This is a genomic window from Streptomyces sp. N35 (assembly GCF_016464295.1).
In the GTDB taxonomy this organism is placed as follows: Bacteria; Actinomycetota; Actinomycetes; order Streptomycetales; family Streptomycetaceae; genus Streptomyces.
This window is the reverse complement of sequence record NZ_JAEIMH010000098.1, coordinates 1-15,597: the sequence shown is the minus strand read 5'-3', so window position 1 is coordinate 15,597 and position 15,597 is coordinate 1. Positions and strand designations below refer to the sequence as shown.

Sequence of the window (15,597 nt, the reverse complement as noted above, 5' to 3'; positions counted from 1 at the left end):
GGGGGGGGGCCGGGGGGAGAGGGGGGGAGCGGGGGGGCCGGGGGGGCGCCCCCCCCCCCCCTTCTCTCGACAGCTCACACCTCAGGCCTTGCGATGCCCTATCAACCGCGGCTTCGCCTCCAGGTTGCCCAGACCGTGCCAGGCCAGGTTCACCAGATGCGCCGCCACGTCGGCCTTCTTCGGCTTGCGGGTGGTCAGCCACCACTGGCCGGTCAGCGCGACCGAGCCCACCAGCGCCTGCGCGTACAGGGGCGCGAGCTTCGGATCGAAGCCGCGGGCCTTGAACTCCTTGGCGAGGATGTGCTCGACCCGCGTGGCGATGTCCGAGATGAGCGAGGCGAACGTGCCCGTGGACTGCGTGACGGGGGAGTCGCGGACCAGGACGCGGAAGCCGTCCGTGTACTCCTCGATGTAGTCGAGGAGCGCGAACGCCGCCTGTTCGCACAGCTCACGCGGGTGGCCCGCCGTGAGCGAGCTGGTCACCATGTCGAGCAGGCGCTGCATCTCGCGGTCCACGACCACCGCGTACAGACCCTCTTTGCCGCCGAAGTGCTCGTACACGACGGGCTTGGAGACCCCCGCCTTCGCGGCGATCTCCTCGACGGACGTCCCCTCGAAGCCCTTCTCGGCGAACAGCGTCCTGCCGATGTCCAGGAGCTGCTGTCGGCGCTCCGCCCCGGTCATCCGCGTCCTGCGCGTCCGCCGGGGCTTTTCGCCGCCGCTGCCTGAAGTGCTCGGTTCGTCGCCCACGGCACCCATCATGCCGCGTCGGCCACGGGTGGCTTACGGCGGGACGCGATGCGCTCCTCGGACGGCCAGCGCACGTCATACGCCCAGCCCAGCTGTTCGCACCAGCGGATGATCCGCGCGGAGGAGTCCAGCTGCCCGCGCATCACACCGTGCCGGGCGGACGTCGGGTCGGCGTGGTGCAGGTTGTGCCAGGACTCGCCGCAGGACAGCACGGCGAGCCACCACACGTTGCCCGAGCGGTCACGGGACTTGAAGGGGCGCTTGCCGACCGCGTGGCAGATCGAGTTGATCGACCAGGTCACGTGGTGCAGCAGGGCCACCCGTACGAGAGAACCCCAGAAGAACGCGGTGAACGCGCCCCACCAGGACATCGTGACCAGACCGCCGACGATCGGCGGGATGGCCAGGGACAGCATCGTCCAGAAGATGAAGTTGCGGGAGATGCTGCGGATCGCCGGGTCCTTGATCAGATCCGGGGCGTACTTGTCCTGCGGCGTCTGCTCCTCGTCGAACATCCAGCCGATGTGCGCCCACCACAGCCCCTTCATCAGGGCCGGCACCGTCTCCCCGAACCGCCACGGCGAGTGGGGGTCGCCCTCGGCGTCGGAGAACTTGTGGTGCTTGCGGTGGTCGGCGACCCAGCGGACGAGAGGACCCTCGACGGCCATCGAACCCGCGATGGCGAGCGCGATCCGCAGGGGCCGCTTGGCCTTGAAGGAGCCGTGCGTGAAGTAGCGGTGGAAGCCGATGGTCACGCCGTGGCAGCCCAGGTAGTACATGAAGACGAGCAGGCCGAGGTCGAGCCAGCTCACACCCCAGCCCCAGGCGAGCGGTACCGCGGCCAGGATCGCGAGAAACGGGACCGTGATGAAGAGCAGCAACGTGATCTGTTCGAGCGAGCGCTTCTGCTCACCGCCGAGCGTGGCCGACGGCAGGGGTGCGGCGCCCGCTGCGTCCTTCGGGGATTCGTCGAGCAGGTCGGGGCTCGTGGTCATGGGCGTTTCCCTGTGGGGTCGGGGGACTGTTTGGCAGGTGATCGACCCGTATGTCTGGACCTACGGGCCCGTAACCTACGGCGTCGTAAGTATGGCAGCGGCCCCTGCGAGGACAAGAGAACCGACGGTGGAGGCCTGGTCTCGAATAGGCATCCGTTCAAGGCGCATATCCTGGGTGGCGTCGGACAGCGTGGTCCGCAATGAGTCTTCCCCTCACTGCAAGGAGCCGCACCTGTGAGCAGTGCCGACCACCAGACCGCCGGCGTGAGCCCTGCCGAACAGAGCGCCGGCGCGGAGCTGCGCGCCGATATCCGCCGCCTCGGCGACCTGCTCGGCGAGACCCTGGTCCGCCAGGAGGGCACCGAGCTCCTCGAGCTCGTCGAACGCGTACGGGCCCTGACCCGCAGCGACGGTGAAGCCGCCGCGCAGCTGCTCGGCGAGACCGAGCTCGAAACCGCGGCCAAGCTGGTGCGCGCCTTCTCCACGTACTTCCACCTCGCGAACGTCACCGAGCAGGTGCACCGCGGCCGGGAGCTGCGCACCCGCCGCGATGCCGAGGGTTCGACGCTCGCGCGCACCGCCGATCTGCTCAAGGACGCCGATGCCGAGCATCTGCGCCAGACCGTCGAGCACCTCAACGTGCGCCCCGTGTTCACCGCGCACCCCACCGAGGCCGCCCGCCGCTCGGTCCTCACCAAGCTGCGCAGGATCGCCGAGCTGCTCGACTCCTCCGTGTCCGCGGCCGACCGCCGCCGGCTGGACCTGCGCCTGGCCGAGAACATCGACCTGGTGTGGCAGACCGACGAGCTCCGGGTCGTACGGCCCGAGCCCGCGGACGAGGCGCGCAACGCGATCTACTACCTCGACGAGCTGCACTCCGGGGCCGTCGGCGACGTCCTCGAGGACCTCACCGCCGAACTCGAGCGCATCGGCGTCGAACTCCCGCCGGGTACCCGTCCGCTCACCTTTGGAACCTGGATCGGCGGCGACCGTGACGGAAACCCCAACGTCACGCCCCAGGTCACCTGGGACGTCCTGATCCTGCAGCACGAGCACGGCATCACCGACGCGCTCGACCTGATCGACCACCTGCGCAGCCTGCTCTCCAACTCCATCCGCTACACCGGCGCCACGGAGGAGCTGCTCACCTCGCTCCAGGCCGACCTGGAGCGCCTGCCGGAGATCAGCCCGCGCTACAAGCGGCTCAACGCCGAGGAGCCGTACCGGCTCAAGGCCACCTGCGTACGGCAGAAGCTGGTCAACACCCGCGAGCGCCTCGCCAAGGGCACCCCGCACGAGCCGGGCCGCGACTACCTCGGCACCGGTGAGCTCCTGCACGACCTCACCCTCATCCAGACCTCGCTGCGCGCCCACCGCGGCGGTCTGTTCGCCGACGGCCGCATGGACCGTACGATCCGCACGCTCGCCGCCTTCGGCCTGCAGCTGGCCACCATGGACGTACGCGAGCACGCGGACGCCCACCACCACGCGCTCGGTCAGCTCTTCGACCGGCTCGGCGAGGAGTCCTGGCGCTACGCGGACATGCCGCGCGAGTACCGCCAGAAGCTGCTCGCCAAGGAGCTGCGCTCCCGTCGCCCGCTCGCCCCGTCGCCCGCGCCGCTCGACGCCGCCGGCGAGAAGACGCTCGGCGTCTTCCACACGGTCAAGAAGGCCCTCGAGGTCTTCGGCCCCGAGGTCGTCGAGTCGTACATCATCTCGATGTGCCAGGGCGCCGACGACGTCTTCGCCGCCGCCGTCCTCGCCCGCGAGGCCGGCCTGGTGGACCTGCACGCCGGCTGGGCGAAGATCGGCATCGTGCCGCTCCTGGAGACCACCGACGAGCTGCGCGCCGCCGACGTCATCCTCGACGAGATGCTCGCCGACCCCTCGTACCGCCGGCTCGTCTCGCTGCGCGGCGATGTGCAGGAGGTCATGCTCGGGTACTCGGACTCCTCCAAGTTCGGCGGCATCACCACCTCCCAGTGGGAGATCCACCGCGCCCAGCGCCGCCTGCGCGACGTCGCGCACCGCTACGGCGTACGGCTCCGTCTCTTCCACGGCCGCGGCGGCACCGTCGGCCGCGGCGGCGGCCCCTCGCACGACGCGATCCTCGCGCAGCCGTGGGGCACGCTCGAAGGCGAGATCAAGGTGACCGAGCAGGGCGAGGTCATCTCCGACAAGTACCTCGTGCCGTCCCTTGCCCGCGAGAACCTCGAACTGACCGTCGCCGCCACGCTGCAGGCCTCCGCCCTGCACACCGCGCCGCGCCAGTCCGACGAGGCGCTGGCCCGCTGGGACGCCGCGATGGACACGGTCTCCGAGGCCGCGCACTCCGCGTACCGGGAGCTGGTCGAGGACCCGGACCTGCCGACGTACTTCCTCGCCTCGACCCCCGTCGACCAGCTCGCCGACCTGCACCTGGGTTCGCGGCCCTCCCGGCGCCCCGGCTCGGGCGTCTCCCTGGACGGCCTGCGGGCCATCCCGTGGGTGTTCGGCTGGACCCAGTCCCGGCAGATCGTGCCCGGCTGGTTCGGTGTCGGCTCCGGCCTCAAGGCGCTGCGCGAGGCGGGCCTGGAGACCGTCCTGGAAGAGATGCACGAGCACTGGCACTTCTTCCGCAACTTCCTCTCGAACGTCGAGATGACGCTCGCGAAGACCGACCTGCGCATCGCCCAGCACTACGTGGACACCCTCGTGCCGGACGAGCTCAAGCACGTCTTCGAGACCATCAAGGCCGAGCACGACCTGACGGTCAGCGAAGTCCTGCGCATCACCGGCGGCGAGGAACTCCTCGACAGCCACCCGGTGCTCCAGCAGACCTTCGCGATCCGCGACGCCTACCTCGACCCGATCTCGTACCTCCAGGTCACCCTGCTCAAGCGGCAGCGTGACGCGGCGGCCGCGGGTGAGGAACCGGACGCGCTGCTCGGCCGGGCCCTGCTCCTGACGGTCAACGGTGTGGCTGCGGGTCTGCGTAATACCGGCTGATTCGCCCCTTTTTGAGGTGCCCCGTACCGCCTGTGGTGGTGCGGGGCATCGTTATGTCCGGCTTGCGGAGCGAGAGTTGACCGGCCGTGGGGCCATGGCCAAGGATCGCCGCCATGCCTGCCGCAGCCTCCGCCCGCACCCAGGCGGCCCTGAGCGCCGCCCGCACCACCGCGATGGCCGCGCTGGCGGTGCTGCTCGTCGTCGTCGGCGTCTGGACCTCCTGGTCCACGGCCCAGCACGTGCTCTTCACCAAAGGCCGCGAACGCGGCGAGATGACCATCTCCCGCTGCGACGACAACCGCTGCGAGGGCAGCTTCAAACCGCTCTCACCCGGCGCACAGCCCCATCCGAAGATCACCATCGAGGAGTCGATCGGCACCAAGAAGGGCGCCACACTCCCCGTCGTCATCAAACCCAACACCACGCAGGCCGTACGCGGCGCAGGCGCCGGGTTCTTCGACGCGTGGGTACCGCTCGGCGGCGCGCTGCTCATGGCCGCCGTGGTCGTCGGCGGCGGACTGCGGCTGACCAGAGTGGCGTGGGGGACGGCTACGGCCGGAGCGCTGCTGCTGTTCGGGGCGTTCCTGCTCGTCTAATGCTCACGGGTTGCGGGAGCTCCGCATCGTACGAAGCGCAGCTTCCTACGAGTTGTACGAGCTCTGCGCCCGCTCCAACCCCTCGGTCACCAGGGCCTCCACCGCGTCCGCGCCCCGGTCCACGAGGTAGTCCAGCTCCTTGCGCTCCGTGGCCGAGAAGTCCTTCAGGACGAAGTCCGCGACCTGCATACGGCCCGGCGGCCGCCCGATCCCGAACCGCACCCGGTGATAGTCGGGACCCATCGCCTTCGTCATCGACTTCAGACCGTTGTGCCCGTTGTCCCCGCCACCCAGCTTCAGCCGGAACGTGCCGTAGTCGATGTCCAACTCGTCATGGATCGCGACGATGTTCGCCGTCGGCACCTTGTAGAAGTCCCGCAGCGCCGTCACCGGCCCACCGGACAGATTCATGTACGACATCGGCTTCGCGAGCACGACCCGGCGCGAGGCCGGCCCCATCGGACCGATCCGCCCCTCGAGGACCTGCGCCTGCGCCTTCCCGTGCCGCTTGAACGCGCCACCGATCCGCGACGCGAGCAGATCCGCGACCATGAAGCCCACGTTGTGACGGTTGGCCGCATAGCCCGGGCCCGGGTTGCCCAGGCCCACGATCAGCCAGGGGGCGTTGGCGTCGGTCGTCATGCAGAGTGCTCTCCCTCGTACAAGAAGCGGTCGGCATACGAAAACGGGGTGGTGGACCGGAACCGGTCCACCACCCCGTCAAGTCAAGCAGAGGTTACTGCTCAGGCCTCCGCGGCGGCCTCGTCGCCCTCGGTGCCCTCAGCGGCCGGCTCCTCGGCCTGCGCGGCCAGGACCTGCAGCACGACGGCGTCGGCGTCGGTGGCCAGGGTCGTGCCGGAGGGCAGCGGGATGTCCTTGGCGAGGATCGAGTCACCGGCGGTCAGGCCCGCGATCGAGACCGTGACGGACTCGGGGATGTGGGTGGCCTCGGCCTCGACGGACAGGGTGTTCAGGACGTGCTCGAGCAGGTTGCCGCCCGAGGCCAGCTCGCCCTCGGTGTTCACGTAGATCTCGACGGTGACCTTCTCGCCGCGCTTCACCAGGAGCAGGTCGATGTGCTCGAGGAAGCCCTTCAGCGGGTCACGGGTGACCGACTTCGGGATGGCCAGCTCGGTCTTGCCGTCGATCTCGAGCGCGAGCAGCACGTTCGGGGTACGGACGGCGAGCGAGAGCTCGTGGCCCGGGAGGGTCAGGTGGACCGGGTCGGTGCCGTGACCGTAGAGGACACCGGGAACCTTGTTCTCACGGCGGATACGGCGGGCGGCGCCCTTGCCGAACTCGGAACGGATCTCGGTGGCGAGCTTTACCTCGGACATGCGCACTCCTCGTAGAAAAGAAAAAAGTTGTGGCGGTCACCCGGCCACAACGACTGGCCTCGAAGGCCTGCTACGAAGAGCGCGTCGATAACGGACCGCCGGCACCCACTCCGTATACGGAAATGAGTACGGCCTCCCTCGCCGAGCAACTTCGACAGTCTACTCGGCAGGGAGGCCGCAACCCAAAACGATCAAGCCCGAAGGCCTGTGAGGATGCTTACTGCTCCTCGAAGAGGCTGGTCACCGAGCCGTCCTCGAAGATTTCCTTCACCGCGTCGGCGATGGTCGGAGCGATCGACAGGACCGTGATCTTGTCGAGCTCCAGCTCGCCCGGGGTCGGCAGGGAGTTCGTGAAGATGAACTCGCTGACCTTCGAGTTCTTCAGACGGTCGGCGGCCGGACCCGACAGCACACCGTGCGTGGCCGTCACGATGACGTCCTCGGCGCCGTGCGCGAACAACGCGTCGGCGGCGGCGCAGATCGTGCCACCGGTGTCGATCATGTCGTCGACCAGGACGCACACGCGGCCCTTCACGTCACCGACGACCTCGTGCACGGTGACCTGGTTCGCGACGTCCTTGTCGCGGCGCTTGTGCACGATCGCCAGCGGCGCACCGAGACGGTCGCACCAGCGGTCGGCGACGCGGACACGGCCGGCGTCGGGGGAGACCACGGTCAGCTTCGAGCGGTCGACCTTGTGCCCCACGTAATCCGCGAGCAGCGGCAGCGCGAAGAGATGGTCCACCGGGCCGTCGAAGAAGCCCACGATCTGGTCGGTGTGCAGATCGACCGTGACGATACGGTCGGCGCCCGCCGTCTTCATCAGATCCGCGACCAGCTTGGCCGAAATCGGCTCACGGCCACGGTGCTTCTTGTCCTGACGGGCATAGCCGTAGAACGGCACGATCACCGTGATGGAGCGGGCCGACGCACGCTTCAGCGCGTCGATCATGATCAGCTGCTCCATGATCCACTTGTTGATCGGAGCCGTGTGGCTCTGGATCAGGAAGCAGTCCGCGCCACGGGCCGACTCCTCGTAGCGGACATAGATCTCCCCGTTGGCGAAGTCGAAGGCCTTCGTCGGGACGAGACCGACACCCAGCTTGTGGGCGACCTCCTCGGCCAGCTCGGGGTGGGCGCGGCCGGAGAAGAGCATCATCTTCTTCTCGCCGGTCGTCTTGAACCCGGTCACAGCACAGTCTCCTCAGAGGTGTTCGATCGCCGCCCAGAACCCGCGGACGCCGCGTTTGAGCAAGCCGGCAAAATATGTGCGTCTATCACGGTACGCCGCCCACGGCCCACCTGTTTTCCGTCAGCCCTCACCATCGGACTTCCCGGACGCCGCCTCCGCAGCCTTCGCGGCGGCACTGCCCGGACGCTTACGGGCCACCCAACCCTCGATATTCCGCTGCTGACCACGGGCGACAGCCAGCGAACCGGCCGGCACATCCTTCGTGATCACCGAACCCGCAGCGGTGTACGCACCATCCCCGACCGTGACAGGAGCCACAAACATGTTGTCGGAACCCGTCTTGCAATGCGATCCCACGGTCGTGTGGTGCTTCGCCTCGCCGTCGTAGTTCACGAAGACACTCGCCGCACCGATGTTCGTGTAGTCACCGATCGTCGCGTCACCCACATACGACAGATGCGGCACCTTCGTGCCCTCACCGATCGTCGCGTTCTTCGTCTCGACATACGTGCCGATCTTGGCCTTCACGCCCAGCCTCGTACCAGGCCGCAAATAGGCGAACGGACCCACGCTCGCGCCCTCGCCGATCTCCGAGCTGTACGCCACCGCGTTGTCCACCCGGGCATCCGCACCGACCTTCGTGTCCGTCAGACGGCAGTTGGGCCCGACCTCCGCACCCGCCGCAAGATGCGTGCTGCCGAGCAGCTGCGTACCCGGGTGCACCAGAGCATCCGGCTCGAACGTCACCGTCGCGTCCACGAACGTCGACGCCGGGTCGACCACCGTCACACCGGCGAGCATCGCCTCGGTCAAAAGGCGCTCGTTGAGGATCCGGCGCGCCTCGGACAACTGCACACGGTTATTGATCCCGGAGATCTCACGGTGATCACCCGCGACACTCGCACCCACGCGATGCCCGGCCTCACGCAGAATCCCCAAGACATCGGTCAGGTACTCCTCACCCTGACTGTTGTCCGTACGCACCTTCCCCAGCGCATCCGCGAGCAGCCGGCCGTCGAACGCGAACACCCCCGAATTGATCTCCCGGATCGCCCGCTGCGACTCACTCGCGTCCTTGTGCTCCACGATCGCGGTGACGGCACCGGACACCCCGTCGCGCACGATCCGGCCATAACCCGTCGCATCCGGCATCTCCGCCGTCAGCACCGTCACGGCGTTCCCGTCGGCACGGTGCGTCTCGGCCAGCTTCGCGAGCGTCGCGCCAGTCAGCAGGGGAGTGTCCCCGCACACCACGATCACGGTGCCGTCCACCGCACCACCCAGCGGCTCAAGACCCATACGGACCGCGTGCCCGGTCCCGTTCTGCTGCTCCTGCACCGCGGTACGCGCGGCGGGGTCGATCTCGGCGAGATGCGCGGCGACCTGCTCACGCCCGTGCCCGACGACCACGACGAGCTCCTGGGGGGAGAGCTCGCGGGCCGCGGTGACCACGTGCCCGACGAGGGTCCGGCCACAGATCTCGTGCAGCACCTTCGGGGTGCGCGACTTCATACGGGTGCCCTCACCCGCTGCAAGGACGACGACGGCTGCCGGGCTGTTGGCGCTCACGGGGGTGCCCTTCGGCTTCGGATGTTGTGCGGGGGGACATCCGCAGGATACCGGGGCGTAGTGGGGGTGAAACGAGGACGGGTCCCGACTGCTGTGGTCAGGACCCGAACTGAGCACGATGCTCCCGGGGGAGGACTCGAACCCCCATGATCAGAACCAAAATCTGACGTCTTGCCCTTAGACGACCCGGGATGGTCGCTATGCCCGATTTCATTCATCGGTCGCGAAGGCAGCCCCTACTATGCCGTACCAGGAGCCTTCGATGCGACGGTACAAGTCGGCGCTCTGCAGGACGTTGATCACAAGGCAGCCGCGGTAGGTCTCCCCGACGTTCTTGCGGACCGTTTTAGGGTTGTGCCGCTTCAGGGTTGTCTTGTTGAAACTGCTCGGGTCCGCTCCCGTGAGGTCCGCCCAGAACTGCTCGGCTGCTGCCACGTCGGCGGTCTCGTGGATCATCACGTGAAAGCGCAATCGGTCGCGGTCCACTTCCAGGAGGTCGAGCCAGGCCATGAAGAGCTGGATCATGCCTGGGTCGCTGTTGACGAAAGTGACCCCTTCTCGCCGGGCGTATGGCTTGTCCTTGGTGCCCTCGGCCCAATAGAGGCCGACGCCGAGGAGGAATAGTTCGCGCGACGAGATGGCTCCGACGGCGCTCTTCGCCGCATCTTTGGCTTTCTGGCGCTCCACTTCGCGACGGGCGAGCTCGTGTTCCCAGCGCTTCCTGGCTGCCAGCTTGGCTTGCTCGGAGGGGGCGCGCCGCTCTGGGCTCGGCAGATCCCGCACCCAAAGCGAAATCGAACTCTTCGACACCCCCAGCTCCACCTGGATCTGGTCGTACGTCATGCCCTGCAGGCGTAACTCCCGGGCCTTGGCTCTCAGGTCGTCCTTGGCGTTGGGGCGCTTGGTCCACTCCGGGGCGGGCTCGCCCTCAAGGAGCCGGTTGAGGAGGTCGTTGTTGTCGACGTGGAGGCGGTCGCGGATCTGGCGGCGGCTGAGGCCTTCTCGTCGGAGGACGATGGCCTGGTCTCGTAGGCCTTCGAAGTCGGCGTACTTGCGCGTGATCTCTGCCATACGGAGATCGTCGTCCGGAATGCGGACGTCCGGCTCGAAAGCCTGAGCGGTTCAGCAGTTCGAGGGAAAGTGGAATGTTTGGGGTGCGTTCCGGAGATCCGCGCCTAGTGCGCGGTACCGGAAACTCACCGGAAAACCGGGCCGGGCCGCCCGTAGGCTGGAAGGCATGACCACGACGGGGGAGATCCGCCACGAGACGGCCGGGGGGCTGTGGTGGTGGGACCGGCGGCGTAGTGCCGTGTTCGATATCGGGCTTGCGGTGGTGTCCGCGGCCGAGTGTGCGGTGGAGGGGTTCGCGTTTGCCCGGCGCGGGGGGTTGCCGGTCGGTGTCGGGGTGCTGGTCGGGCTGATCGTCGGGGCGGTGCTCGTGCTGCGGCGGCAGTGGCCGATCGCCGTGGTGCTCGTGTCGATCGCGGTGTCGCCGGCGAGCATGGGCTTTCTGCTGACGGTCATAGGGCTGTATTCGCTCGCCGCCTCGGACGTGCCGCGCCGGATCACCGGATGTCTCGCCGGGATGTCGCTGCTCGGCACGTTGATCGTGCTGTGGGCGCGGATGGCGCAGGACCAGGACCGGCTGGAGTTCGGCGGGTGGTTCGTGCCGTTCGTGGCGGTGACGATGTCGCTCGGCGTGACCGGTCCGCCGGTGTGCATGGGGCTGTACGTGGGGGCGCGGCGGCGGTTGATGGAGTCGCTGACGGAGCGCGCGGACTCGCTGGAGCGGGAGCTCCAGCTGCTTGCGGAGCGGGCCGAGGAGCGGGCCGAGTGGGCGCGCAATGAGGAGCGGACGCGGATCGCGCGCGAGATGCATGACGTGGTGGCGCACCGGGTGTCGTTGATGGTGGTGCATGCGGCGGCCTTGCAGGCGGTGGCGCGGAAGGATCCGGAGAAGGCCGTGAAGAACGCGGCGCTCGTCGGGGACATGGGGCGGCAGGCGTTGACCGAGTTGCGGGAGATGCTCGGGGTGCTGCGGTCTCATGAGCCGAAGGCGGCGGGTGGGTCCTCGGGTTCGGGTGCGGCTGCGGGTTCGGGTTCGGGTTCGCGCGGGTCCGCGACGTCGGGTTCGTCCTCGGGTTCGTCTTCGTATGCGGCTTCGCCTTCGCCTTCGCCTTCGCGTGAGCCGCTCGCCGCGGTGGGTGCGGCTGCTGCCGCGGCGGCGTTCCGTGCCGAGGTGGAGCAGGGGCCGTGTCTGGCCGAGGTGGATGCGCTGGTGGAGCAGTCGCGGGCCGCGGGGATGGTGGTGGATCTTTCGGTGGAGGGCGAGGCCGTTCCGTGTGACCGCCAGGTGGAGCAGACGGCGTTCCGGGTGATCCAGGAGGGGCTGACGAACGTCCACAAGCACGCGCCGGGGGCGAAGACCCGGGTGCGGCTTGCACACCGGCCGGGCGAGGTGGCGATGCAGGTGGAGAACGGTCCGTCGCCGGACGGTGCGGACGACGAGGCCCGGCTGCCGAGCGGCGGGAACGGTCTGGTGGGGATGCGGGAGCGGGTGACCGCGCTCGGGGGAGTGTTCGTGGCGGGGCCGACGGACAGTGGGGGGTTCCGGGTTTCGGCGGTCATTCCGATCCGCGGTTCCTGACTGCGGTTCCTGACTGCGGCTGCGATACGGCGGGTGCGATCGGAGAGTCCGGGAAGCCGGAAGTCCAGGAAGCGGGAAGCCGGGCAGCCGGAAGTCCAGGAAGCGGGAAACCCAGGAGGCCCGGGAAGCCCAGGTCGGAGGCGTTGTCAGTGGGCGCCGATAGCCTTGAGAAGGGCTTGGCCCCCGGGCGGGAGGGGTCTGTCCAGCCGCCAGGCCGGCTCGGCACAGCCGCCGGGCCGGCTCAGCTCAGCCGCCGGGCCGGCTCAGCTCAACCGCCAGGCCGGCTCAGCTCAACCGCCGGGCCGGCTCACCTCAACCGCCACACCGAGCTCAGCCCGAAGTGAGCCGCACCGGCATCGCCCCCGACAGCAGCGCGGTGAGTGCGGTGTCGAGGTTGGGGCCGAGGTACCAGTCGCCGGAGTGGTCGAGGCTGTAGACGCGGCCGGTGGCGTCGACGGCGAGCAGTCCCTGGCTTGCCGAGTCGACGCCGAGCGGGCAGACCTCCGTGTCGAGGGCGCGTCCGAGGTCGCCGAGCGTGCGGGCCATGTGCAGGCCGTGCAGCGGGTCGAAGTGCACGGTGGCGGGGGCGATCTGGCGGCCGGGGCCGTTCGGCGTGAGGTGGAGTCCGCCGAATTCGGCCCAGGCCTCCACCGCGGCGGGGAAGACGGTGTGCCGGTGTCCGGCGGGTGACACGTGCGAGCGCAGTGCGTCGGCCCAGTACTCGGCGCGTTTGATGTCCCAGCGTCCGGGCCGCCAGCCGGCTTCGCGCAGGACCGCTTCGACCGTGATGGGGGTTGGTGTCTCCCTTGCTCGAGCGAAGCCGAGACCTTGGGGAAAGGGCGTGGACGTGCGGTCGGCTGACATCAACGTGCGTTCCCTGTGGCGGTGTCGGTCGGCTCCGGTTCGACGACGCGTACGCCGAAGTGGGCGATGAGGGCGGTGCAGGAGCGGCAGGGCGGGGCGAAGCTGCCGTGCAGCGGGTCGCCGGCCTCGCGGATGCGGCGGGTGGTCAGCTTGGCGTGCTTGAGGGCTTTGCGGGCCTCGCCGCCGGTGAGCGGTTTGCGCTGGGCGCGTTTGGAGCGCGTCGTCTCGTGTGCGGTCAAGTGCCGTGAGATCAGGGTGACTTCCGGACATCGTCCGGTGAATCTCTCGCGCTGGCCGCTGGTGAGGGTGTCGAGGAAGTCCTGGACGAGCGGGTGCAGCGGGGGAGGTGTGTCCCCGCGGCCCGCGGTGGCGGTGAGGGTTTCGCCGCGTACGGAGAGTGCGGCGGCGACGGTGGGAAGGATGCCGTCGCGGCGGTGGCTGAGGACCGGTGCGGACTGTTCGTCCTCGGCCGACCATGTCAGGCGTGGGTCGCCAGGTTTGGCCGGTGTCGATGATGTTTGTGCGGTGTGCATTGGTGATGCATCCCTCCCCGTGCTGCGGCGGTGGCCGCTCCCCCGTGGTGCGTGCACTCCCCTCGGCCCTTGCCGTCGAATTCCCGCCTGTCCGGCGGCGTCCGGCACGCACGCTCGCTGCGTTGCCGGAAGGTCCTGGTAGCTCTGCTACGAGGACCTTCCGGCGCCTTGCGATCGCACGCACCGGACGCCGCCGGGCCGCCCTTCGGGCGACGACGGGAATTCGACGGCAAGCGCCAGTGCAGTGGCCAGCCTGCCAAATGGGGCGGGTGATGCGGAAGGCGGGATCAAATGTCCCTTCCACGCCGGGGTAATTGTCCGTTCCGTTACGCACACGGTTTCGCCTCACTGTCACGGCTGTGTGACAGCTGGTCATGGTGCCGGAGGCCCGGTGACCGGTGTTGCGCCAGCGCATAGGCTGGGGCGCGACAAGCCATACGTATGGGCCGTACGAACAGTGCCGCAGGGGGCAACCGCCATGACGACAGGTCGGCTCGGGGAGGGCGCGCCGCCCAGTGCTTCAGGCTGGGCGCAGGCCGCGCCGCCGAACGCGGCCTACGCCGGTCAGACCGTGCACTTTCCGGACCCGGTGCGCGCGGGCCGGCACCCCCATGGGGTGCGCATGGACGACCGCGGCTTCCCGGACTTCTCCGCCTATGCCCGCGCGGCGGCCGAGATCGCGGAGCCCCCGGAGGGCTTCGGGGTCGACGAGCTGCGCCTGACGGACTACGTGTCGGCGAATGCGGCGATGGCCGCGCAGGGGCATGAACTGTGGGACACGATCCCGGCGGTGGCGACCCCGCACGGCTGGACCTGGCACCACGTGCCGGGCACGCGCCGGCTCGAACTGGTCCCCGTCGAGGTCAAGGCGCTGCTTCGCCACCACGGCGGTCTGGCCACGGCGGATGTCGACCAGGACAAGCGCGGTACGCGTCCGCTGCAGGAGACCCGGCCCACGCACTTCGGTCTGCCGAAGGCGTCGGTGGCGGTGACGGAGCAGCAACTCCTCGGCGTGGAAGAGGACTTGGGCTACCGGCTGCCGGGCGCGTATCGCGCGTTCCTCAAGGCGGCCGGCGGCTGCGCGCCCGTGGGCGCCGCGCTGGATGCCGAGTTGGGGCTGCTGATCGACCAGCCGTTCTTCACGGTCCGCGACGAGGCGGCGGTCAATGACCTCGTCTACATCAACAAGTGTCTGCGCGACCACCTCACCAAGGACTACTTGGGGGTGGCGTTCGTGCAGGGCGGCATCCTCGCGGTGAAGGTGAAGGGTGAGCGGGCCGGTTCGGTCTGGTTCTGCGCGTACGACGACGCACGGGACAGCGGCGAGACGGCCTCCTGGTCGGTCGCCGAACGCGTACAGCGGCTGCTGCTGCCGTGCGGTGAGGACTTCGACGCGTTTCTGGCGCGGCTCGCGGGCAATCCGCCCGAGCTGGAGACCGTGGCCAACCTGATGGTGGACGGCGGCTTCGCGCGTGCCGTCCCGGTGGGGGAGTGACCTTCCGATGGTGACCTTCGCGCAGGCGCAGGAGCGCGCGGAAGAGTGGATCAACGGCGATGTGCCCGCGTACCAGCATCGTGAGGTGCGGGTGCGGGAGTTCGACCTCGGTTTCGTCGTCTGGGCGGAGGACCGCGAGGACGGTCCGCGTCTCGACGGCGGCCGGCAGCGGCTCGTCATCGCCCGCGACAGCGGCGAGGCGACGCTGTGGCCCTCGCTGCCGGTGGGTGAGGTGATCCGGCGGTACGAGGAGGAGTACGGCGCCGTCGACGCGGGGGTGGCTGCCGCCGAACCCGCGAAGCCCGAGCGGGTCGACCTCAATCAGACCTCCTTCCTGCTGACTCCGCCGGAGTGGCTGCAGGAGGCTGCGGACCGGATGGGGATTCCGGACCGGCGGGATGCGGGTCCGGGTCCGGGTCCGGGTGCGTCCGCGTCCTCGGCTTCGTCTGCTTCTTCCGTCTCTTCGGACTCCTCCGGGTCCTCCGGGTCCTCCGGTTCTTCCGGTTCTTCCGGTTCTTCCGGCGGTACGGGGCCGGGGGCCGGGGCCGCCGCCGCGGCGCCGTCGCCGGTTCCCGCGCCCGCCCCGACGCCCGCTCCGGCTGCGCCCGCTCCCGCGCCGGCTGCCGCCTCC

Annotated in this window: 13 protein-coding genes, 1 tRNA gene and 1 pseudogene; 5 read left to right on the top strand and 10 right to left on the bottom strand. The window is 69.2% G+C overall.

Annotation, left to right across the window (positions count from 1 at the left end; translation table 11 throughout):
* Nucleotides 1-81: 81 nt before the first annotated feature.
* On the bottom strand, nt 82-759 hold the full coding sequence (locus tag JAO81_RS35850) for a TetR/AcrR family transcriptional regulator (RefSeq protein ID WP_374194392.1): 678 nt from the start codon (nt 757-759) through the stop codon (nt 82-84).
* Nucleotides 759-1,745: a fatty acid desaturase gene (locus JAO81_RS35845; RefSeq protein ID WP_199552175.1), complete on the bottom strand. Its 987-nt coding sequence runs from the start codon at nt 1,743-1,745 to the stop codon at nt 759-761. Before JAO81_RS35845 ends, JAO81_RS35850 begins: the two co-directional genes overlap by 1 nt.
* A 234-nt stretch (nt 1,746-1,979) precedes the next feature.
* Here JAO81_RS35845 and ppc point away from each other — a divergent pair, with 234 nt between their 5' ends.
* Together ppc and JAO81_RS35835 are read left to right on the top strand one after the other, a co-directional pair.
* A complete protein-coding gene (gene ppc, locus JAO81_RS35840) occupies nt 1,980-4,733 on the top strand; it encodes a phosphoenolpyruvate carboxylase (RefSeq protein ID WP_374194391.1) in 2,754 nt (917 codons plus the stop codon).
* A gap of 113 nt (nt 4,734-4,846) precedes the next feature.
* Nucleotides 4,847-5,329 (top strand): hypothetical protein, encoded by a 483-nt coding sequence (locus tag JAO81_RS35835; protein ID WP_199552174.1) that lies wholly within the window; start codon nt 4,847-4,849, stop codon nt 5,327-5,329.
* A 45-nt stretch (nt 5,330-5,374) separates the two neighbouring features.
* Here the strand turns inward: JAO81_RS35835 and pth are convergent, their stop codons facing one another.
* The 6 genes from pth to JAO81_RS35805 form a co-directional block, all read right to left on the bottom strand.
* Nucleotides 5,375-5,971: an aminoacyl-tRNA hydrolase gene (pth, locus tag JAO81_RS35830; protein ID WP_199552173.1), complete on the bottom strand. Its 597-nt coding sequence runs from the start codon at nt 5,969-5,971 to the stop codon at nt 5,375-5,377.
* A gap of 101 nt (nt 5,972-6,072) precedes the next feature.
* Nucleotides 6,073-6,666 carry a 50S ribosomal protein L25/general stress protein Ctc gene (locus tag JAO81_RS35825; RefSeq protein WP_199552172.1) on the bottom strand — a complete coding sequence of 198 codons (594 nt, stop codon included), beginning with the start codon at nt 6,664-6,666 and terminating at the stop codon, nt 6,073-6,075.
* A 217-nt stretch (nt 6,667-6,883) separates the two neighbouring features.
* Complete coding sequence (locus JAO81_RS35820; protein ID WP_199552171.1) at nt 6,884-7,858, bottom strand: ribose-phosphate diphosphokinase; 975 nt, start codon at nt 7,856-7,858, stop codon at nt 6,884-6,886.
* Nucleotides 7,859-7,978: 120 nt separating this feature from the next.
* Nucleotides 7,979-9,427, bottom strand: a complete 1,449-nt coding sequence (gene glmU, locus JAO81_RS35815; RefSeq protein ID WP_199552170.1) for a bifunctional UDP-N-acetylglucosamine diphosphorylase/glucosamine-1-phosphate N-acetyltransferase GlmU — start codon at nt 9,425-9,427, stop codon at nt 7,979-7,981.
* Between the two features lie 121 nt (nt 9,428-9,548).
* Nucleotides 9,549-9,619: transfer RNA gene (locus tag JAO81_RS35810), tRNA-Gln, on the bottom strand.
* Between the two features lie 18 nt (nt 9,620-9,637).
* Nucleotides 9,638-10,498, bottom strand: coding sequence for a hypothetical protein (locus JAO81_RS35805; RefSeq protein ID WP_199552169.1), 861 nt, complete (start codon nt 10,496-10,498; stop codon nt 9,638-9,640).
* 166 nt (nt 10,499-10,664) lie between these two features.
* Between JAO81_RS35805 and JAO81_RS35800 the strand changes: the two genes are divergently transcribed.
* The gene (locus tag JAO81_RS35800; protein WP_199552168.1) at nt 10,665-12,074 is read left to right on the top strand and encodes a sensor histidine kinase; all 1,410 of its coding nucleotides are present in this window, start codon (nt 10,665-10,667) and stop codon (nt 12,072-12,074) included.
* Nucleotides 12,075-12,404: 330 nt separating this feature from the next.
* Here JAO81_RS35800 and JAO81_RS35795 read toward each other — a convergent pair whose 3' ends face one another.
* Both JAO81_RS35795 and JAO81_RS35790 read right to left on the bottom strand, forming a co-directional pair.
* Complete coding sequence (locus JAO81_RS35795) at nt 12,405-12,938, bottom strand: SUKH-3 domain-containing protein (RefSeq protein ID WP_199552167.1); 534 nt, start codon at nt 12,936-12,938, stop codon at nt 12,405-12,407.
* A complete protein-coding gene (locus JAO81_RS35790) occupies nt 12,938-13,471 on the bottom strand; it encodes a YwqJ-related putative deaminase (RefSeq protein ID WP_199552166.1) in 534 nt (177 codons plus the stop codon). Before JAO81_RS35790 ends, JAO81_RS35795 begins: the two co-directional genes overlap by 1 nt.
* A gap of 478 nt (nt 13,472-13,949) precedes the next feature.
* On the opposite strand from JAO81_RS35790, the gene JAO81_RS35785 reads away from it, so the two are divergent.
* Together JAO81_RS35785 and JAO81_RS35780 are read left to right on the top strand one after the other, a co-directional pair.
* Nucleotides 13,950-14,966, top strand: a complete 1,017-nt coding sequence (locus JAO81_RS35785; protein ID WP_199552165.1) for an SMI1/KNR4 family protein — start codon at nt 13,950-13,952, stop codon at nt 14,964-14,966.
* Nucleotides 14,967-14,973: 7 nt separating this feature from the next.
* Nucleotides 14,974-15,597, top strand: a pseudogene (locus tag JAO81_RS35780) (hypothetical protein); the annotation flags it as partial.

Coding starts and splice junctions, on each gene's coding strand:
- JAO81_RS35850 (WP_374194392.1), bottom strand. CDS start 759: ATGGGTGCCGTGGGCGACGAACCGAGCACTTCAGGCAGCGGCGGCGAA.
- JAO81_RS35845 (WP_199552175.1), bottom strand. CDS start 1,745: ATGACCACGAGCCCCGACCTGCTCGACGAATCCCCGAAGGACGCAGCG.
- JAO81_RS35835 (WP_199552174.1), top strand. CDS start 4,847: ATGCCTGCCGCAGCCTCCGCCCGCACCCAGGCGGCCCTGAGCGCCGCC.
- pth (WP_199552173.1), bottom strand. CDS start 5,971: ATGACGACCGACGCCAACGCCCCCTGGCTGATCGTGGGCCTGGGCAAC.
- JAO81_RS35825 (WP_199552172.1), bottom strand. CDS start 6,666: ATGTCCGAGGTAAAGCTCGCCACCGAGATCCGTTCCGAGTTCGGCAAG.
- JAO81_RS35805 (WP_199552169.1), bottom strand. CDS start 10,498: ATGGCAGAGATCACGCGCAAGTACGCCGACTTCGAAGGCCTACGAGAC.
- JAO81_RS35800 (WP_199552168.1), top strand. CDS start 10,665: ATGACCACGACGGGGGAGATCCGCCACGAGACGGCCGGGGGGCTGTGG.
- JAO81_RS35795 (WP_199552167.1), bottom strand. CDS start 12,938: ATGTCAGCCGACCGCACGTCCACGCCCTTTCCCCAAGGTCTCGGCTTC.
- JAO81_RS35790 (WP_199552166.1), bottom strand. CDS start 13,471: ATGCACACCGCACAAACATCATCGACACCGGCCAAACCTGGCGACCCA.
- JAO81_RS35785 (WP_199552165.1), top strand. CDS start 13,950: ATGACGACAGGTCGGCTCGGGGAGGGCGCGCCGCCCAGTGCTTCAGGC.